Origin of the sequence: Microcystis protocystis FBCC-A270, assembly GCF_050500235.1 — a bacterium.
Lineage (GTDB): Bacteria > Cyanobacteriota > Cyanobacteriia > Cyanobacteriales > Microcystaceae > Microcystis > Microcystis ichthyoblabe_A.
The window spans coordinates 3,436,222-3,455,923 of sequence record NZ_CP191407.1 but is presented as its reverse complement, the minus strand read 5'-3'; the positions used below and the strand labels follow the sequence as shown (position 1 = coordinate 3,455,923).

Annotated in this window: 19 protein-coding genes and 1 pseudogene; 8 read left to right on the top strand and 12 right to left on the bottom strand. The window is 44.5% G+C overall.

From position 1 onward, the window contains the following. The first annotated feature begins 16 nt into the window (after positions 1-16). Positions 17-1,360 (top strand): chloride channel protein, encoded by a 1,344-nt coding sequence (locus tag ACQY1X_RS16790; protein ID WP_430013182.1) that lies wholly within the window; start codon positions 17-19, stop codon positions 1,358-1,360. A gap of 258 nt (positions 1,361-1,618) precedes the next feature. Here ACQY1X_RS16790 and ACQY1X_RS16785 read toward each other — a convergent pair whose 3' ends face one another. The 9 genes and pseudogenes from ACQY1X_RS16785 to ACQY1X_RS16745 form a co-directional block, all read right to left on the bottom strand. Beyond that, positions 1,619-2,236 (bottom strand): EH signature domain-containing protein, encoded by a 618-nt coding sequence (locus ACQY1X_RS16785; RefSeq protein ID WP_002774083.1) that lies wholly within the window; start codon positions 2,234-2,236, stop codon positions 1,619-1,621. 372 nt (positions 2,237-2,608) lie between these two features. Next, the gene (locus ACQY1X_RS16780) at positions 2,609-2,806 is read right to left on the bottom strand and encodes a DUF6887 family protein (protein WP_002736866.1); all 198 of its coding nucleotides are present in this window, start codon (positions 2,804-2,806) and stop codon (positions 2,609-2,611) included. Beyond that, positions 2,796-3,008 (bottom strand): DUF6888 family protein, encoded by a 213-nt coding sequence (locus ACQY1X_RS16775; protein ID WP_036397117.1) that lies wholly within the window; start codon positions 3,006-3,008, stop codon positions 2,796-2,798. The genes ACQY1X_RS16780 and ACQY1X_RS16775 overlap by 11 nt, the downstream gene beginning before the upstream one ends. 210 nt (positions 3,009-3,218) lie before the next feature. Continuing rightward, the gene (locus ACQY1X_RS16770) at positions 3,219-3,683 is read right to left on the bottom strand and encodes a hypothetical protein (protein ID WP_242028721.1); all 465 of its coding nucleotides are present in this window, start codon (positions 3,681-3,683) and stop codon (positions 3,219-3,221) included. 12 nt (positions 3,684-3,695) lie between these two features. Then, the gene (locus ACQY1X_RS16765; RefSeq protein ID WP_242028722.1) at positions 3,696-4,358 is read right to left on the bottom strand and encodes a hypothetical protein; all 663 of its coding nucleotides are present in this window, start codon (positions 4,356-4,358) and stop codon (positions 3,696-3,698) included. Positions 4,359-4,490: 132 nt separating this feature from the next. Then, positions 4,491-4,976 (bottom strand): annotated as a pseudogene (locus tag ACQY1X_RS16760) (IS1634 family transposase); the annotation flags it as partial. Next, on the bottom strand, positions 4,960-5,076 hold the full coding sequence (locus ACQY1X_RS16755; RefSeq protein ID WP_002737600.1) for a DUF5615 family PIN-like protein: 117 nt from the start codon (positions 5,074-5,076) through the stop codon (positions 4,960-4,962). The pseudogene ACQY1X_RS16760 and the gene ACQY1X_RS16755, both read right to left, overlap by 17 nt. Before the next feature lie 3 nt (positions 5,077-5,079). After that, the gene (locus ACQY1X_RS16750) at positions 5,080-5,406 is read right to left on the bottom strand and encodes a DUF433 domain-containing protein (RefSeq protein WP_002774079.1); all 327 of its coding nucleotides are present in this window, start codon (positions 5,404-5,406) and stop codon (positions 5,080-5,082) included. Between the two features lie 426 nt (positions 5,407-5,832). Continuing rightward, the gene (locus ACQY1X_RS16745) at positions 5,833-7,338 is read right to left on the bottom strand and encodes a UbiD family decarboxylase (protein WP_430014908.1); all 1,506 of its coding nucleotides are present in this window, start codon (positions 7,336-7,338) and stop codon (positions 5,833-5,835) included. A gap of 180 nt (positions 7,339-7,518) precedes the next feature. On the opposite strand from ACQY1X_RS16745, the gene ACQY1X_RS16740 reads away from it, so the two are divergent. Next, positions 7,519-8,613, top strand: coding sequence for an AAA family ATPase (locus ACQY1X_RS16740; RefSeq protein WP_430013180.1), 1,095 nt, complete (start codon positions 7,519-7,521; stop codon positions 8,611-8,613). Continuing rightward, entirely contained in the window at positions 8,591-9,295 is a 705-nt protein-coding gene (locus ACQY1X_RS16735; protein WP_430014907.1) for a DUF3226 domain-containing protein, read from the top strand. Before ACQY1X_RS16740 ends, ACQY1X_RS16735 begins: the two co-directional genes overlap by 23 nt. 52 nt (positions 9,296-9,347) lie before the next feature. Here ACQY1X_RS16735 and psbV read toward each other — a convergent pair whose 3' ends face one another. Further along, positions 9,348-9,833 (bottom strand): photosystem II cytochrome c-550, encoded by a 486-nt coding sequence (psbV, locus tag ACQY1X_RS16730; RefSeq protein WP_103112337.1) that lies wholly within the window; start codon positions 9,831-9,833, stop codon positions 9,348-9,350. A 128-nt stretch (positions 9,834-9,961) separates the two neighbouring features. After that, positions 9,962-10,168: a hypothetical protein gene (locus tag ACQY1X_RS16725; RefSeq protein WP_002735525.1), complete on the bottom strand. Its 207-nt coding sequence runs from the start codon at positions 10,166-10,168 to the stop codon at positions 9,962-9,964. Positions 10,169-10,588: 420 nt separating this feature from the next. Between ACQY1X_RS16725 and remA the strand changes: the two genes are divergently transcribed. The 5 genes from remA to ACQY1X_RS16700 all read left to right on the top strand — a co-directional run bounded on the left by remA (position 10,589) and on the right by ACQY1X_RS16700 (position 15,507). Beyond that, entirely contained in the window at positions 10,589-10,858 is a 270-nt protein-coding gene (gene remA / locus ACQY1X_RS16720; RefSeq protein ID WP_002737924.1) for an extracellular matrix/biofilm regulator RemA, read from the top strand. Between the two features lie 12 nt (positions 10,859-10,870). Further along, the gene (gene gmk / locus ACQY1X_RS16715; RefSeq protein ID WP_002736224.1) at positions 10,871-11,425 is read left to right on the top strand and encodes a guanylate kinase; all 555 of its coding nucleotides are present in this window, start codon (positions 10,871-10,873) and stop codon (positions 11,423-11,425) included. A gap of 247 nt (positions 11,426-11,672) precedes the next feature. Then, positions 11,673-12,959 (top strand): RNA-guided endonuclease InsQ/TnpB family protein, encoded by a 1,287-nt coding sequence (locus ACQY1X_RS16710; protein ID WP_069473965.1) that lies wholly within the window; start codon positions 11,673-11,675, stop codon positions 12,957-12,959. 18 nt (positions 12,960-12,977) lie between these two features. After that, complete coding sequence (gene clpP / locus ACQY1X_RS16705) at positions 12,978-13,619, top strand: ATP-dependent Clp endopeptidase proteolytic subunit ClpP (RefSeq protein ID WP_316578624.1); 642 nt, start codon at positions 12,978-12,980, stop codon at positions 13,617-13,619. A gap of 673 nt (positions 13,620-14,292) precedes the next feature. Next, on the top strand, positions 14,293-15,507 hold the full coding sequence (locus ACQY1X_RS16700) for an aminotransferase class V-fold PLP-dependent enzyme (RefSeq protein WP_430013178.1): 1,215 nt from the start codon (positions 14,293-14,295) through the stop codon (positions 15,505-15,507). Positions 15,508-15,525: 18 nt separating this feature from the next. Here ACQY1X_RS16700 and ACQY1X_RS16695 read toward each other — a convergent pair whose 3' ends face one another. Then, positions 15,526-19,698, bottom strand: a complete 4,173-nt coding sequence (locus ACQY1X_RS16695) for a DEAD/DEAH box helicase (protein ID WP_430014906.1) — start codon at positions 19,696-19,698, stop codon at positions 15,526-15,528. Positions 19,699-19,702 lie beyond the last annotated feature (4 nt).

Sequence of the window (19,702 nt, the reverse complement as noted above, 5' to 3'; positions counted from 1 at the left end):
TAACTTTCTGTGCGCGATGCTAAATAACAAACTACAACTTCTGTTAACCAGGGTAGGCCCATGGGCCGTTGCTGGTCTGCTCGGCGGTTTGATCGGCTCTCTGGCTGCGGTACTGCTGACTGAGGCAATTAAGCAAACCCTGAGAATTGCCTCTGACCTAGGCAACGTCTGGCTACTGCTGCTGCCGCTGGTGGGCGTTACCTTAGCAGTGCTAGTCCTGTTTGGACTGGGTAAGGGCCAACCTGTGCAGACCTTAGCTCCCCGCGAGGCCACTGCCTCTGGCCGCTGGGGTTCTCTCATGGCCTGGTACTCCTTCCCCCATGACATTGCTCGCGCCGACCTGACCGGTGACGTGGTGAACGCATCCGGCGCCGAAGAGCGCTTCCCCTGGAATCTAGCCCCCTTGCGCGCCCTGGCCATCCTCTCCACCGTTGGACTGGGTGCGCCCATGGGAACAGAATCACCGGCGGCTCATATTGGCGTGGCGACGGGAACCTGGTTGGGTAGCATAAATCCAGCCCTGCGTCAACTGGTGCGGCCTCTGGCCATCGGTGGCGGTGCGGCCAGTGTTTCTGCCCTGATGGGAATCCCTCTGGTGGGCAGCTTTTTTATGTTTGAGTTGAGTCAGCGACGCCAGGTTCCGATCACCCCGGAGCGGGCAGCGGCGATGTTAGCCGGGGGACTGGTGGGATGGGGAGTCAACGCTGCCTTTAAGCTGCAACTGATCAGGCTGGTGGTGCCGCAGGTTGCCCCGACTGACTTCTGGGATGCGGTGGGTGCCACTTTATCGATCGGAGCGATCGCTGGCATGATTACAGCCCTCACTGGTGAGGCGATCTACTGGGCCAGAGGCTTACGGGACAGGCCCGCCACTCGTCTCCTCATTGGTGGCCTGATGATGCTGTTCTTGGCGATCGTGATCGGACGGGTGGCGACTCCGGCAGCGGCTTTTGGGCCGGGGGGAGCCGCTATCGACTGGGCCGAAAACATTAAAACAACTCCTTACCATCTGTTAGCGGTAGCTCTGCTCCGGGCCGCGGCCACCACCGCTGCGGTTTTAGCCGGGGGCTGTGGCGGCGTGTTTGTCCCTTTTCTGGCGATCGGCGACCTCAGTGGCCGGGTGTTCGCCACCACCTTTGAGATTTCGGGGGATCTGGCGGGTGCGGCGGGGGCAGCGGCCGGTATTGCTGGTGGCTATCGCCTACCTTTGACTGCCGTAGCGATGGTGCTGGGGGTGGGGGGGCCGGGGGCAGCCCAGCTAACCTGCCTTGCTACAGTGGTGGTTGCTGCCCTTTCGGGATTGGTGGCCGCACGGGCAGCCAATCAACTCTCTAGTTCCCTCCGGGCAATGATCCGCTAGAAGCCACGGTCAGGGGAATTACTGTGATATCTAGAGGGGGCAAGTTCTTTGCGCCCCTAATTTTGGGATTGTTGTCTAATACCAATTCTCCAAAGTCTGACTACAGAAGTTTAATCCCCCTAAATCCCCCTTAAAAAGGGGAACTTAAAGGGGGATTTAAATTCGATGTGTAGTTTTCATTTAGAGAAATGGTATAACGCAATCTACCAGATCAGCGATCGCACTCAACTTAATATCAACAGACTTTCTGTTTCACTATCAAAAATCAAATATACACAACTCTGTGGGATTGCTTCCGTCATCTTCTAATTTCAGAATGTCTTGATATTCCCTAAATTTATTGCCAATAATAGAATAGGTTTGTTCAGGAAGTAAAATTTTTATTCTCATAAAACTATTGCTATAATTACTCCAGAAAAGCTGGCGATTTCTAAGTTGCTTTTCATCATTATTTCCAAGGTATATATTATTGACAATTAAGTTCACTAAGTCTCGAAAATTGTTATAATTAATAGCTCCTATTAAATTTCTAAAGTTTTGCCTAGCTACTAGAGAAATAAGAGCTTGTTTCTGATGATTGTTATAATTATTTTTTAGCCATGAAACTAATAGTGGAAATTTAATAGCAATATCTATCGAAAGATTACTTAAAATAAAATCAACCGAAGAAGCTTGTTCTCTCTCTGGCATTTGATCAAGGCAACGCAATAACCAATCAACGGTATCGCTATTTACTTGATTGCTCTTGATAAAGTACGGAGAAATTTCTGCAATATATTCGCTAAAAATTGGGATAGGCGGTAGTGTATATTTATCTCTATTTACTAATTCACTAGGCGTTAAGTTTCGATACTGTTGCAATTGAAAAAACGGCAAGGGTAATCCAATGAAATAGATCTTTTTCCCAAATAATGTTGAAGATCGTTAAAAATGACTGCATTGTGTTAGGTTACTCAAATATTTGTAGGTAGATTACTGCTTTACTTTGGTACAAATTGTACTTGACAAACGACACGGAGTATAGAGTGCCAGCTTGACAACCTTTGAGTCGGTCTCGGAGACACTCAATGGGTTAACCTAAGAATGAACAGCGGTCGGCATTCCCCAGTTAGTTATTATGGCAAAAGGCTTTGGTCAGCTAGTTTTGACCCGCCAGCAGCAACAAGAAGCAAAGCTCTTGAGAAAGATTGTTCTTCAGCATTTTCAGCATTTGCCAGACCCCAGAGTCAGCCGCAAAAAAGACTATACCTATAAAGTCCCTTCAATTTTACGGCGAATCACCTCCTCCATTTGACGTAAACCCTCCTCCGTACTAGGGAAATTATACCTGATCGCATTCGGATCACGACGACTCATCAACGCCCGCAAAGCCTCATCATCCTCACGGTGTTGTAGAACATAGGCTCTGAGAGTGGACTTGCTCATTTCGTTAAAATTAGGCTTCATTTGGCAAAAACTCCCAATTTCCATCGGCATAAATAATCAATTCAATGTCTTCACCTGCCAAGATATAAATTTCGCCCCGTAACGGGTCAAATCGGAATAAAACAATATCCCGAAATCCATCCGAGAGACTTTGGCAAAGCTCAACCGACTTAATAGCTTGCTGTGTGGTTAACGAAAACAACTTACCTCCAAATGATAACACCTTTTCAGTTTACTCGAATTACCCTCAACCCTCACAAGCCCACTCATTAGTAAATTCTCAAAAAGTGCTGGTAGAAAAGCCATAGCCTAGTACCTAGGCGGTCAAACAGCCTAAGTAATACCAAATCCGCCTTGGAAAGTAAAGTAACAAATTAAGAATAAGTAAGCCAATAATAGTTGGTCAAGTTTTTCTGAGAGGGGGACAAGCGAGCTAGAAGGTAGATAGGGCAAGCAATATCGCTCTTTGTCCTTTGATGTAATCCTTCAACCGATAGCGGCTAATTTGCATTAGCTCTTCTATATTTTTTTGGAACATTTGATGTAGCTGGAGCCAATGATAGAGATGTTGACCCACATAAAAACTGCTGTGTCTGCGTTGACCTTTATATCTTTTTTCAGGTCTTGTGACATATTTTTGGATTCCCATATCCTTAATTTTTTTACCTTGTAGTGTGGCACTTGTATAGGCGATAGCTATAACAATTATCAGCTTTGATAGGTATTTCGGTGCTAATTGAGAACCTTCTAAGCTATAGCCTCCCGACTTAAAATCTCGAAACATCTCCTCAATATCAAATCTTTTTTGATCGGCAATTATTGCCGTCTCTAAATCTCCAAAATTTGTCAGAATATACCAAGGTTCTTTTGTTTGAAAACCCCCATAGTTTTTTTCCACTTACCCGCTAAGTTAAACTCGACAAATCCCTGCTCTTTTGTAATATTGACATCCTTCAAAAATAGTTGAGTTTCTGGACTTAAACTTAACTCTCTCATTTCCTAACTCTCTCATTGCTTGATAAATTCCTTCTTTTGTCTTCACATTTGTACTTTGTTTTTGTCTTAAACAAAAGTATAAACTCTGCTTCTGAAACCACTTTCCAAGACTAACCGAGCAAAATTTTCTATCTCCTAATACCACTATTTTATGACCTGATAGCACCGTCAATATTTTCCCCAATACTCGATGCTGTTCTTCGAGATTACTACTTCCTTTTTTATCTAATATCTCCCAATAGATTGGGATGGCTCTCTTGTCATAAATTAGACTCACCATCAAGATATTAATTGCTCCCCAACTCGTCCGGTCTATGGCAATATATACTAATCCTTTTATTGTGAATCTCTGCTGCTGTTTTAACATCTCTTTTAGGCAGAGAAACCAGATTTTTTCAATATTCAGAATTTCCAGCTTTAAAAATCTTTTTAGTTTTTTTCTCCGACTCTCAAACAGGATTGGTATTGGTAGTGCTTCTGCTAATATCTCTAACTTAGCTTGCTTTAGTATTTGCCAGGTTCCAACTATCATTAACAACAGTAGATATCCGGCTCGTCCCAGTTCATTTTCTAACACTTTCTGGTATAGTTCACTTATCATTTTCGTTATCTAGGTCATACATAGTAAATATGACTTATCTTTTTTGGGAGTCTGTGTCTGTATTCCATGCTAAATAAGCTTTTCAGCTTGCTTGTTCCCCTGTCAGAAATTTAGCTCTGCCCTTTTTTCTCTTTCCTTGGCATCTATTTCTTCCATTTCTGCATTTTGGACTAATTCTTTGGCTCTTTTTATCGTCATGGGAACTCTACTTATCCATTTTAGATGTTGAATTAGTTAAAGATTCTCTTGACTATATAAGGCACTGTCACAGACCATAATACTGTCAAATTTTATTTGTTTTTTAAATTCTACTAAGATTTTGCCAAAGACAGCTTACCCTTCTTCATTTCCATCTCCAACTCTCACAAATAATGGTACGTCTCCATCCTGGGTTGTTATTAAGTCTAAGACGCATTCTTTCAAATCTGGTCGATGGTCACGAGAATATACTTTGGTAATAATTATTGGTCTTTCTTTGATAATCTCTTCTTCTTTTTTCTCTTTTTTTTCTTCACTTTTATATTCTCCATCTAGATGAAATGATGTGGCATCTAGATGAGAATATTTTGTCTCTATTTTAAATTTGTTGATTAGCATTTCCCGCTTCTTGCACCGTCAAAACATCATGCCCCAAATTTCTCAACAATTCCACAACCGGCAAAGGAAACTGCTCATCTGCGTAAAAACGTGCCATCCCCTAAACTGCCTCATTCTGCTCAATGAGCAAATCAATCTCATCTTCATGAGCTGCCGCATATACCCAAGCATTAGCTAAATCCGTAGCCTTAATAGTCGGATAACTTGTTAATAAATCAGCATCACTATAACCAAGACGACGAGCTTCTACTAACACCCAAACTGGAATTCTTGTATTGGCAATGCAAGCTTGTCCGCCGCAAACTTTAGGCGTTTTCTCAATTCCCTGCCAATCACCACCCAGACTTTGAGCGAGTAACTGGATTACCTGCACTTTTTCGCTAGGTTTGAGGGCAAGAAGTTGCTCTTCTAACTCTTTGATAATCACAGGCTTAAATCCTCATAAAGTTTTGGCCAATTATCCTTAATCATTTTACCAGAAAATTTGGGTTGAAAACCTCCCACTTTTAGTAGAGTGTAAGGTGCGTGTTTGCGGCTATCAATTCGGTCAAAAAACTAAAATTAACAATCCGCTTTAACGCACCACCTTTATCATTCGGTTTGCCTGTGTCTTCCCAGGACTTTAACCCTCCCTTATTTTGCTCTTTTGCCCTTTGTCTCCCGCCTAGCGGCGGGTCGATTTTTTTGAGAAAATTGAGGTAGTGTTAAATCGATCGCCACAATCTCTACATTGACGTTTTGGTTTACCATTATCTGTAGAATCATTTTTGCTGAAGTTTGCGAATCTTTTGTCAGAAGACAAGATTCTAAATCCTTTAAAATGCCTCTTAGCTGACAGCTTAGTCGAATAAATCTACATTTCATAGCCAAATTTATTGGCATCTACTTCTTGTAAATTAATATCGATTAAACCGTATTCTGACCAGCGTTGGGAAACCTTGACCGCCATGGACGGATCCGACTCCAAAGGTTCCCCCCACTCGTGGTCAGTTTCAGGATACATTTTTGTCGTGGCATCAATTCCCATTCTCCCCCCCAAACCGACCTTTTCGCTGGCAAAATCGAGGCTATCAAAGGGGGTTTCCGGGAGAATAAACACATCGCGAACCGGATCCACTTTAGAACTAATTGCCCAAACCACTTGCCTGGGGTCGCGAATATTAATCTCCTTATCGACGACGATGACAAATTTAGTATAGGTGAACTGGGGTAAGGCACTCCAAAAAGCTAAGGCCGCTCGCCGCGCTTGTCCGGGATAGGCCTTATCAATGGAGATAATCGCCGCTTTATAGCTTAAAGCTTCCATCGGTAGGAAAAAATCCCTGATTTCCGACACCTGTTGCCGTAAAATCGGTGTATAAATACGATTAAGAGCGATCGCCATCATCGCTTCTTCCTTGGGAGGACGACCACTAAAAGTGGTTAAATAAATGGGGTCGCGACGATGGGTCATGCAGTGGAAATGAATCAGGGGTGAATCTTCCACACCGCCATAGTAACCCATGTGATCACCAAAGGGTCCATCTGGCAATACCTCTCCGGGGGTAATTGTTCCTTCGAGGACGATTTCTGCGTCGGCCGGCACTTCCAAATCGAGGGTTTTACACTTGGCTAACTGTACCCCAGAACCACCGTACAATCCCGCAAACAGCCATTCTGACAGATCTACGGGGATAGGAGTGGCGGCGGCCATGATAATCAGAGGATCGACCCCTAAAGCGATGGCTATTTCTAATTTTTTGCCCATTTGTGCCGCTTTTCGCAGGTGACGCGCCCCACCGCGCACGGATAACCAGTGGACGGTCATGGTATTGTGAGACTGTAGCTGTAAGCGATAGACACCGACGTTAGGGGTTCCCGTTTCGCAATCTTTAGTAATTACTAGCCCTAGGGTGATAATCTGACCTGCATCGCCCGAATAGGGACGAATCATCGGAATTTTCTTTAAATCTACTTCATCCCCCTCTAAAATCACCTGTTGACAGGCAGGGAAAAAGTTACGGTTGGGTTTGGCTTTCAGGACATCAAACAACACTTTACCAAAGTCGATCGCTTGGGAGAGTTTTTTCGGCGGTTTCGGTTGTTGCAAGAGGGCGAGTTTTTTGCCTAAATCTTCCAATTCTTCGGGTTTATTCAGGTTCATCGCCCAACAGATGCGTTCTACCGTTCCCATCAGGTTAATAGCGACGGGAAACTCGGCCTCTTGCACGTTTTCAAACAGTAGGGCCGGTCCCCCCACCTGCAGCATCCGATTAGCGATCTCGGCAATTTCTAAATCGGCAGAGACCGATGCACTAATGCGGCGTAATTGGCCACGATCTTCTAAAAGCTTAATAAATCCTCGTAAGTCTCTAGCCATGATGAAGAAATGTAAATAAATCCCTGTCTCTATTATCTCTTAGGGCGGCAGTTTCGGTGGGGGATAGTCACCGGTTTGAGAGTTGGAGGGGATTCTCGTCTAGAATTAAGTAAAAAAATCCCCATCTTACCCGGGTCATTCCTAACCCTAAGTTTATGTTTATTCAGCCCAGAGGTCAACATGATTAAGGATATTGAAATTAGTAATTTTAGATGTTTTGAGCATACCAAAATTGAAGGTTTTGAGCGAGTTAATTTAATTGGTGGTAATAACAATTCAGGGAAAACTGCCCTGTTAGAGGCAATATTTTTGTATAGTTATCCCTATCCAAATACTATTCATCCCTACATCAGAGGAATCATTCGTAGGCAATCTTTAGCAGTTGTTCAGGCTGTTCCCAAAAATGCTTGGGATGATTTATTATTCAATCTTGATAAAAAAAATATTATTGAGTTAAAAGGCTCCCAATCTAACCAAGGAGATAAATTGGTAAAAATATCGATTTCTAGTTCTCTTAAAGATAGTATTCTAGGAATCTCTGAAGACTTACAAAAATTATACGATTTTATCGCTAAAAATAAATCAGTTATTTCTATCTTAAATATTCACACAAGTTTTGACCATGATAATGACTCAAATGATGGTCAACTGAACTATTTTTTAATTGCTAGTTCTGAGGGAATACTCGCTTTACCTAATGGGGGTGATGAGGAACCAGTAATCATTGCCGCATCTGTCAATAAATCTTTGAAAGAATTGAGCGAGTCCTATACTAAAATAGTTTTTAATGAACAGGAAGAAGAAGTGCTAAAAGCTCTACAAATTCTCGATCCGTCCATTGAAAAAATAGAAAGTTTTTTTCTGGGTGAACCAAATTTATATCTGAAAAGAAAAGAGAGAAAACGCCTACCCATATCTCTGTTTGGTGAAGCTATTAATCGTCTGATAGAGATGATTTTTGCTCTACTCATCAATCCTAAAAAAATTATTTTTATCGATGAAATAGAAAATGGTCTTCACTATACTGCTTACCCAGATATTTGGAAAACTTTATTCCGATTAGCTATCGAACTAGATAGCCAAATTTTTGCCACAACCCACAGTTTAGAGATGATCCAAGCTTTTGCCGATGTGGGGTTAGAATATTATCCAGAAGAGGGGGCCTATTTTGAACTAGCAAGGAGTCCCAGAACTGATAAAATTATCGGTATTAAAAGTGAATTAGATATCTTAGATTACGCTCTCAAGCATAATGATCGAATCAGAGGTGAGTAGAATCGTGGCTAATGTAATAATTGTTGAAAGTCAAGATGATGCGGCTTTTTTACGAGCTATTATTGAGCATATTAATGAATCGAATCATTTAACGATAACTATTGTTGAATTTTATATTCTAGACGGAATAGAACGAGAAAATTATCGTAGCCTTGAACAACGACTGAAACGACTTAATGACACCCTGCTCAAAGATGATATTCAAAAGATAGGTATTGTTTTAGATTTAGATGAACAAACCAGAGAAGAAAGACTTGCTCTGGTTAGTCAATGTATTCAAAGAGTTTTTAGAGAAGCAGCCAGGATAGATGATACCCAAAAGCTATTTCAATTAAATGCTTCTACGAATACTCAAATAGGTTGTCATTTTCTTCATGTTAATGAACAGGGGGAACTAGAGACAGTGTTGAGAGAAATTAAAACCCAAGATTCTCCCCATGCTGATTGTGTAGAAGCTTGGCGATCCTGTCTTGCACAAAAAAATATTGATATAAATCGTAAAAAAATTGATAAATTGTGGATTCAAAACTATATCAGGGAAGATACACCATCACAGAATGAAAAAAGAGAGGCTAAGAAATATTGTAATTTATCCCATGCTTTAACCAAAAAAGACATTTGGAACTTTGAGCATGAGGTATTAAATGAACTCAAAGAATTTTTACAACTATTTGCTGTCTAATCAAAAATCCCCCTAGAAATCTAGAGGGATCGAGGGATATATGGAGGGCAATTTAGAAGTAAATTGTACCACCCCAACGCTCGTCTAGACGGGGAGCAACCAACATATAAGCGGCGACGTTATACACATCATCTTCGGTCAGATTGCGTAATTCTGGGAAGATATCGGGACGGCTAACATTGGGATGAAATTCGCTGAGATCATCTTCACCATCGTAACTGGTGGGATGTTCTAGATAATCAATCAATGCTAACAGATTATCTCTGGGAGGTTCCGCTTTTGCCAGATCGGCCAGACCCAAACTGACGTTATTATTAGTTTTGGTTTTACCTTGCAGGTGGCACTTAGTACAATTGGCGACAAAAAGTTTCTGTCCTTCCGTCGCTTGTTCAGAAGTCAAAGTCACCGATTCCCCTGCATCATTGAGGGTGATGGTGAGGCTTTCTTCATCGAGTTCTAAGGCACTAGCGCCGTTAAGATTGAATTGTAATACAAAAAAGACTACAGCGATCGCTGCCACAATCAAACGTTTGATCATTGTTCTCCTACTCGCAATTGTTCCAAGAAAGGGAATTTTAAGGTGACTAAAAAATTTTCTCCTCTGGGAGGGTATCGATCGATTCTAAGTGATCACGGACACCGAGAAGATCGCAGTGGGGAATAAAGTCAAGGGGACGTTTCCGTTTTCGAGGCGGTTACTCCTGAGCGTTGGGATAAAATCAGTGAGATAATTGCTTTAGCATCTTCTAGGGCGAGATTAGTCTGCCGATCTTTATAGGAGATGCCTAATTGGTCGCAAAGTGACAACACAGATTCATCGGCCAGATCGTACTCTGCCGCAATATCAGCGATCGATAGATCAGCAAAACCCATAGTCTAACGCACCCACCAAGGATAGAGAATACTTATTAGTTACCATAATTATCATGCCATTGCCGGGGACATTCTTAACAGTGATCAGTGATCAGTGATCAGTTGTGAGTTTTCAGTTTACTGATCACTGAAAAAAGCTCCCATCACCCTAAACCCCATCTCCCCACACCCCACACCCCACACCCTACACCCTACACCCCATTCCCCCAAAATTCCCTAATTTTCCCGACTTTTGCCTTTTTATTCCCTAAGATAGAGACTCGTGTAAACAAATTTAATTAAAATCGCAAAAAACCTGAAAAAATACTAAAATGTGATTAAGAATGTTATTTTTAGCGTTGTAAGGCTAAATCTTTCTCGATAACATTGTAATCATACCTCCACACTCTTTTGTACAAAGGACTGCACCTTTGTTAACTTATGGATATACAACTGATCAACATCGGCTTCGGTAATATTGTTTCCGCTAATCGGGTTATCGCCATCGTTAGCCCAGAATCGGCTCCTATCAAACGCATCATCAGTGATGCTCGGGATAAAGGCTGTTTAATCGATGCCACCTATGGAAGACGGACTCGTGCGGTGATCATCACCGATTCTAGTCATGTAGTGCTGTCGGCCATTCAACCAGAAACCGTGGCTCACCGTTTCGTGGTCAACAAGGAAGCCCCTGTTAATAGTAGCAACTAAGTTATTAACCCCATGCAACCCGGTCAATTAATCGTCATTACTGGCCCTAGCGGTGTGGGCAAGGGTACGCTAGTACGGCATTTACTAACTCGTTTCCCTAACCTCTACCTGTCCGTATCCGCCACTACGCGCCCACCTCGACCGGGTGAAATTGAGGGGGAAGATTACTACTTTCTCGACCGTCCCAGTTTCGAGGAGAAAATGGCAGCCGGAGAATTTCTCGAATCGGCTGAATACGCGGGCAACTACTATGGAACACCCCAATCAGCGATCGCCGCTCAATTAGCGGCAGGCCAGACCGTAATTCTAGAAATCGAATTAGAGGGAGCCAGACAGGTCTGTAAAAGCTTCCCCGAAGCGAGGAGAATCTTTATCCTACCCCCCAGTTTCGAGGAATTAGAACGTCGTTTGCGCGACCGGGGCAAAGATGCCGAAACAGCGATCGCCCGTCGCCTGGAGCGCGCCCGAGAAGAATTGGCCGCCAGCGAGGAATTCCCCCATCAAATCGTCAATGATGACCTAGAAACCGCCCTAGATGCCATCGAGAAGATTATTTTTAGCCGTTAGCCGTTAGGTGTTAGGGTGTTGGGGTTTTAGTTGAAATTCCCCACTTCCCCACTTCCCCACTTCCCATTCTCTAAGTTACCTAAAATATCGGATGAATACCCCCGCTACATTTTTCGATAAGATACTCACAAAAATTAGCGGGGGATGAAATCCGACCAGAATATTAGCAACGGAGCATCGGTTTAATTCCACCATCTGTGGACAAACTGTGTTATAATCTACTTAACCAATGGTCGAGAATTGTTATATGCTAGTCGTAGAAGCAAAGCTAAAAAACGGGACACTAGAGCAATATCACCGGCTTGATGAAGCTATCAAAACTTCTCAGTTTGTGCGTAATTCTTGTGTTCGTTATTGGATGGATCATAAGGGTACAACCCGCAATAATCTCCAAAAACTTTGCTCGGTACTAGCTAACAATAAAGAGACTCCTTGGGTTAATAAATTAAACTCACAAGCACGTCAATCTGCTGCTGATAGAGCCTGGCAATCAATTAGTAAGTTTTATCAGAATTGTCATGCTAATATACCAGAGAAAAAGGGTTTTCCTCGGTTCAAAAAGCATAGTCGTTCTGTTGAATACAAACTAACAGGCTACAAACTATCTGATGATCGACGTAAAATCAGATTTACTGATGGCTTTAAAGCAGGAGAATTTGATTTATGGTGTAGTCAAAAGACCTTAGTTTATTATTCAGAGCAACAGATTAGACGGGTAAGAGTTGTTAGACGTGCTGACGGTTATTATTGCCAGTTTCTGATTGACGTAGAACGGCAAGAATACCATAAACCGACGGGACAAATAACAGGAATTGACTTAGGGTTAAAGGAGTTTTATACCGATGCTCAAGGCAATACTGTAGAGAATCCACGTTATTTAAGAAAGTCAGAAAAACGACTTCAAAAAGCACAACGACGATTATCTAAGAAATTCCGTAAAGGAAAGAAACAGTCTAAAAACTATCACAAGCAACGGGTAAAAGTAGCTAGGCTTCATCTTAAAGTATCAAGACAACGTAAAGACAAAGCAATTAAAGAGGCTTTGGCGTTAGTCCAGTCTAATGATTTGGTAGTCTATGAAGCTTTAAAGGTAAGAAACTTAGTCAAAAACCGTAAGCTCGCCAAGTCGATTTCCGATGCTTCTTGGTATCAATTCACTCAATGGCTGAATTATTTTGCCAAGATTTATCAGATTGTTTGTGTTGCTGTACCACCGCATTTTACTTCTCAAGATTGTTCAGTTTGTGGGACGAGAGTTCAAAAAACCTTAAGCACTAGAACTCATCAATGTCCTAATTGTCAAACAGTCATAGATAGGGATCATAATGCAGCAATAAATATTCTTAAAAAAGGGTTGAAATATTTGGGAAATCATCTCAACGGTACTGTTGGGCAAACAGAAACCGACCCAAACGCCTTGGGAGAGTCCGACCTCTGGATTTTGAATGGAGACATTGAGAATCTAAGCTGTCTCGTTGAACAAGGAATTTCCGATAGTGATATGGGAAGAATCCCCCGTCACAGCGTAGCTTGACGGTGGGAGTATGTCAAAATCAAAAAACCAACCGCAGCAGCAAGACAAGAAAGCGCAATGATTCCTACCGTTATTGAAACCACAGGCCGGGGCGAACGCGCCTTCGATATCTACTCCCGACTACTACGGGAAAGAATCGTCTTTTTGGGACAAGAAGTAACCAGCGACCTGGCTAACCTAATCGTCGCCCAATTACTCTTTCTAGAAGCAGAAGACCCCGAAAAAGATATTTACTTGTATATCAACTCCCCCGGTGGTTCCGTTTCGGCCGGATTAGGGATTTTTGACACCATGAATCAAATCCGTCCCGATGTCAGCACCATTTGTATTGGTTTAGCCGCCAGTATGGGGGCTTTTCTCCTCAGTGCCGGCAAACCGGGCAAAAGAATGAGCCTACCCAACTCGCGGATCATGATTCACCAACCCCTCGGCGGCGCCCAAGGTCAGGCCACCGATATCGAAATTCAGGCCAAAGAAATTCTCTATCTCAAACAATTACTCAATCAACACCTAGCTAGTCATACCGGTAAACCTCTCGACCTCATCGCCGAGGATACGGAAAGGGATTTCTTTATGTCCGCCGAAGAGGCTCTAGACTATGGTTTAATCGATCAAGTCATCGATCGCAGTCCTTCCGCTTCCAACCCTCCCCAGAAATAATTATGATCGGGTAGGCCCTGTCTGCCCAGATTTTGTTGACACTCCCATCGCACTCATGCGATAGAGCTTAAATCTCCCCTTGCGCTCGGTGAGCGTAGTCGAACCGAGCGCAACTCGAGGTGCCAGTTTCCAATATGCCCTATCGTAAGTACTTAAGCAAAATTAATTACACATATCTAACCACCTCTTGCCTTTTGCCTTTTGCCTTTCTTCACTAGGAAATTTATTTTGCACGACTACTTAGCTTTTTTGAGTATATTTAATAAGGACGATAAATATAAATATAAATATAAGTGTTTGGAGAATCAAAATGTGGCGAAATGTGTCGAAGTGCTGTTCTATACTGGTCAGCTTTTCATGAGGGGAACCCTGGGGCGAATTACTTCGCTCCTTTAAAAGCCCCGTCTCATCGGTAAAACATACATAGCCTCCCGGCTGACATTCAAGGTAAAAAATAATAAACTAAAAAAAGAAAACATTCACAAGTATGTTTCCTCTGCTTTAATACTATTGTGATAATTGCGACTTGATCCGTCGATAGAATTCAGCCGTTAGTCGTCAGGAGTTGGTCGTCAGGAAGTGGTAAAATGGGGCAATGGGGAATTCAACTAAAACCCCAAAACCCAACACCTTCTAACTGATAACTGATAACTGACTCCCCATCTCCTCACTTATGCAGAATTTAGACGAAAATAGCCTCGATTGCGCCCCTAGTAAACCGGATTTAGCCGAACAAAGACAGGAATTTCGGGGACTTAGCAATAAAGTTTATTTTAATTTCGGTGGTCAGGGAACCTTGCCCAAGGCCGGATTAGAAGCGATTATCGATACCTATAATTTTCTCCAACAAAAGGGGCCTTTTTCAGGACAGGTAAACGATTGGATTACCAAAAAAACGGAACTTCTCAGGCAAGAAATGGCGCAAGAATTGGGAATCAGCCCCAGAACTCTCTCTATCACCGAGGATGTCACTGTAGGCTGTAATATCGCCCTCTGGGGGGTTGATTGGCAAGCGGGGGAACATATTTTACTAACCGATTGTGAACACCCCGGAATTATCGCCACAGTTCGGGAAATTGCCCGTCGTTATCATCTGGAAATCTCCACTTGTCCTATTCGGGAAACTTTAAACGACGGCAACCCGATAGAAGTCATTTCCGCTCATTTACGGCCAAAAACTAGGGTTTTGGTGGTCAGTCACGTTCTCTGGAATACTGGACAGGTTTTACCCCTCAAGGAAATCTCGCAGCTTTGTCATGATAATTCTGTCACCGAAAAACCCGTTTTAGTGGTGGTGGATGCTGCCCAATCCGTGGGTTGTTTGCCCTTGGATTTAAGCGCCACTGCCGCCGATTGTTATGCTTTTACAGGTCATAAATGGTGGTGTGGACCGGCCGGTGTGGGAGGATTGTATATTCGTCCCGAAATTTTCCCTAGTTTACAGCCCACTTTTATCGGTTGGCGCGGTATTGAAACAGATAAGCAAGGACAGCCTATCGGTTGGAAACCGGACGCTAGACGCTTTGAAGTGGCCACTTCTGCCTATCCTCAATTTGAGGGTTTAAGGGCAACTATTGCGGTACATAACGCCTGGGGTGATGGGGGACAAAGATACGAAAAAATCTGTCAATTAGCGGCTTATCTTTGGGGGGAATTAAAGACGGTTAAAGGGGTGAAATGTTTAAAAAATTCTCCGCCAGAATCCGGTTTAGTTTCCTTTCAAATTGACTCGGCCATCACCCCACAAAATTTAGTGCAACAGCTAGAAAAACAAGGGTTTTTACTGCGAACTCTCCTCGACCCCCTCTGTGTGCGTGCCTGTGTTCATTATTTCACTTTGCCCTCAGAAATCGAGCAGTTAGTAGCGGCTATCAAAAAGTTAGTCTAAACTGCGTCGGGGATATTTTTATCCCTCGGCCATTAAGCGCAATAATTCGTCAGTAGATAACTTACCGCTTGCGTCGGTCCCCTCCAATAAACTATCGGCGAGATCGCGTTTATGGTGGTGCAGATCGACAATTTTTTCCTCGATCGTATCCTTGGCCACTAAGCGATAAATCGTCACCGGACGTTTTTGGCCGATGCGGTGAGCGCGATCGGAGGCCTGATCCTCCACTGCGGGATTCCACCAGGGATCAAGATGGATAACATAATCGGCTGCGGTGAGATTTAATCCTGTCCCCCCGGCTTTTAAACTAATTAAAAATACGTCCCCTTCCCCCGCTTGAAAAGCTTTCACCTGTTTCTGCCGATCGCTGGCTGGGGTACTACCATCGAGGTATTGATATTTTATCTGCCGTTGATCGAGATAACTGCGGATAATCGCTAAATGATCGACAAATTGACTAAATACCAACGCTTTATGCTGATTATCTAATAAATCATCCAGAATTTCCCCGAAACGGGACAATTTCGAGCCGGCTAAATCCAAATCCGGAGCCACTAACTGCGGGTGACAGCAGGCCCGGCGTAATTTCATGATCTCTGCCAGTACCTGGAGATGTTTGGCTCCGGCGGTACTGTCACTCTCGCTTAATTTCTCCAAAGCACGCCGCCGTAAGGCCTCGTAAAACGCCTTCTCCTCGACGCTTAACTCGATCGGGACTAAAATCTCGGTACGCGGCGGTAATTCCGCTAGAACTTGGTTTTTGGTGCGCCGGAGAAGGAAAGGCCGCACCAGTTTTTTTAACTGTTCGCGAGCGGTTTTATCGCCGTATTTTTCGATCGGGGTGGCGAAACGGCGATCAAAACTTTCCAAAGACCCCAACAATCCGGGGTTAATAAAACGGAAAAGATTCCATAATTCCCCTAAATGATTCTCTATCGGTGTTCCCGTGGTGATTAGTTTAAAATCCCCCCGCAGATTCATCGCTGCTTTCGATCGCTTGGTGGAGAAATTCTTAATCGCTTGGGCCTCATCGAGAACGATTGTCCGCCATTCTACCCCGGCCAACATGGTGGCAACTTCTTCCTGCTGTAATAACCCATAGCTACAGACCAACAGATCAAAAGGTTGCAGTCGATCGAGTAGCGCTTGCCGATCGCCTGTTCCCAGTTGGATGATATTTAAGGTGGGTGCGAACCTTTCCGCCTCACTAATCCAGTTCAAACATACTGAAGTAGGAGCGATCGCTAAAGTCGGTCCCTCGGAGGCGCGGGTTAGGATCACTGCCAGAGCTTGTAAAGTTTTCCCTAATCCCATATCATCGGCCAAACAGGCCCCGGCCCCCCACCGGGCCAGTCTAGCTAACCAGCGAAAGCCTTCCAATTGATAGTCGCGCAATTCTGCCTGTAGAGTTGAGGGGACTTCTGGGGTAAAATCCTGACTCTCCTGAAAGCGTTGCAAATTATCGCGCCAACGTTTATCGGCCTTGAGTTGTCCCACTTCCTCGGTGAGTTCCGAGAGCATCGGGGCAGCGAAGGGATGAAACCGCAAACCGTCGCCGGACTTTTCCGAAAAAGCACGCATTTCCTGTAACCGTTCCCGAAATGCCTCGGTTAGAGCGAGAAATTGACCATCTCCGAGGGGAATAAACCGCCCCGGCGATCCCTCTAGCAATTTCATCAACTCCTGCATACTCAGCACCGATTTCTCCTCTATGTGCAGTTCCCCACTGACCGCAAACCAATCCCGTTGACTGTGGATATTTAGGTGTAGGTCTTGTAATCGAAGCTGACGCGACACCCGCCATTTTTCTCCTTCTGGCCATTCCACAAGGACGCTATCGTTTAATTCCCGCAATTCCAGCAGTAGATCTAGACAATCCTCTGGATTTTCTAGTCGCCATTCCCCGTTTTCTTCCTCGAAACTGATCAGGATCGGACAAGAATCGATCGCTGTTTGGGCCAGTTTTTTCTCTAGGGCCAGATCCCTAGTTGTTTGCAGCCGTTCCCCCTCAATCTCGGCGATTACTGTTTCGCCCCCTTTTCCAGGCTGGAAATAGGGACCAGCTGCCCCAAAAGGACGGCTGAGAACCGCCACTTTTAAACCCTCTCCGGCCGGTAAGAGATGAATCCGGGGTTGACTATCGGCTGCCACTGACCGGGCTGCTTTTCCTCCCCCGATATCGGAATGTACTGTCACTATCCCGGACAGGGAATTGATCGCGGCCAGGACTTTTTCCCGGCCCTTGTCGGGTACTTCTAAGCGGTTGCTTTTGCCGATAATGTCGGCGATGCTTCTGTGTTCCGGCTTGACTTCGATTACCTTAACGCGAGTGAGGGTTTCTTTCCAAATCAGCACTTCTTGGTGATCGCTGAGATCGGGCAGTAAAGACAGGATTAATTTACCCGATTTTTCCTTACTTACTCGCAATTCCGGTTCCCCGGCGACGATTTCTACCCGCGTTCTGGGGGAATCTTCCCAAAACACCAGGGGATGACCGATCAGTTCGATAATGGCCCGGTACTCAAAGTGATACTCGTTCTGGCCATAGTAACTGGATTCCACGAAGATATGGGCGCAAATTTTCAGGTCTTGCGGGGTTAAATAGTCAATTTCCCCAGTTTTTCGCAGACGTTTAAGGGAGACGGGACGGCCACGACTCCAATTACCCCGCGCGTCGAGTTTCTGTTCTTTTGGTTGCAGGAAATAATCCTCGGAATGGATAGTGAGAAACCAAGCAAGGCGGACGACGGGGTTGGATTTACCCGGGGTTGGTGTTGGCGCGCAGAGATTAGTCAAGGCATTCAGGCACAGTTGCCAAGCTTCTTGGGGTTCGATCGCATCCACCAGGGGGGAAGGGAGATGCCATTTTATAACCACTTCCGCTTCCGGCGCTCGATCGAGTCGGGACAGTAGGGCCCCGGTTTCCAGGGCTAACCAATGGTAGCCAGCCGCCTTGGCATCTTTGTAGAGGGGCAGCAATAGGCGGGGCAGATGTTTTTTAGCGATGCTGCTACTCATCCAGTAGAGACAGATACTACAGATAAGAGTCTCTAGACCCTGGCCCATTTGGTAGGGATTGATCGTCGCGTCGATGATTGCGTCTTTGGCCTGCATATCTCCCTGACGGGCAGCGATGATTTTTTCCAGACGGGCATAGATCGGACTGAAAAGATGATCGTTTTGACGCGCCACCCAACTGGTATAGCTGGCGGCTTCGGCGAGACGTTCGGGGGTTCCTTCTTTGAGGAGGGCAAAAATAAAGGAGAAGCCGCTAATCGAAGAAAAATAGATTTTTTGTTTTCCTTTGGCTTTTTTTAGGGCTTTAAGGGCGAGGGTATATTCTTGGATCGCTTTGCTGTTTTCCCCGCCTAGAAAGGCAATCCAACCCCGTATCGCCCCGATTGCTGCTGCTTGGCTTTCCGGGAAGGGGCGATCGAGATACCGACGCACTTTATCGCTTTGTCCTCGGATGATTGCCTGTTCGAGCCACAAATGGCCTTCGGAAACACTGGTCTGGTCTTGACAGAGTTCTTCTAGGAGGGAAAAAGCTCCATCGGCGCGAGTTATTTTTTCAAAAGCCTTGACAAGAATGCTATTTAGTGCTAGGGCTTGAAATTTGGTCGGTTGCGTCCGTAACCAATCCCCATCGAAGGGGTTATCGTAGATGAGGATGAGAAGGTCTTCTAGGCTGGTTTTTGAGGAAGAATAGCTGGTTTTCTGATAATCGGCGATTTGTTGTTCGATCGAGTCGAAATCCTGACGATAGATGGCCAGACGGATTTCTCGGATTAATTGCTCTTTTCCCTGAAAAACTAGGCTTTCATCCCAACGAGTTCGGGGTTGCGGCAGTTTTGCCTTGATAATCTCGGCAAAACGCTTGAATTCTCCCTTACTAACGCTATCACGGCTGGCAATCTCGACGAGGAGGGGATGACAGCGCGGCCCGTAGCCTTTGTCCTGGGTGATTACTTCCGCTTCTAGGAGGATATCTAAATGGGATTTCAGGGTTTGGCCGTTAAATCGCCGGTTGTTCTCGTCGCGGTAATGAGCTTGATTTAAACAGTCTAGAAAAGTGCTGCGGGCGATCGGTTCATAGATTAGGGAAAAAAGACGGACGATCACCTGATCGAGTGCCGATAATTGTTGGTAGCGTTCGATAAGTTGGCGGCGGATTTGCTCGATATCTTTCATATTC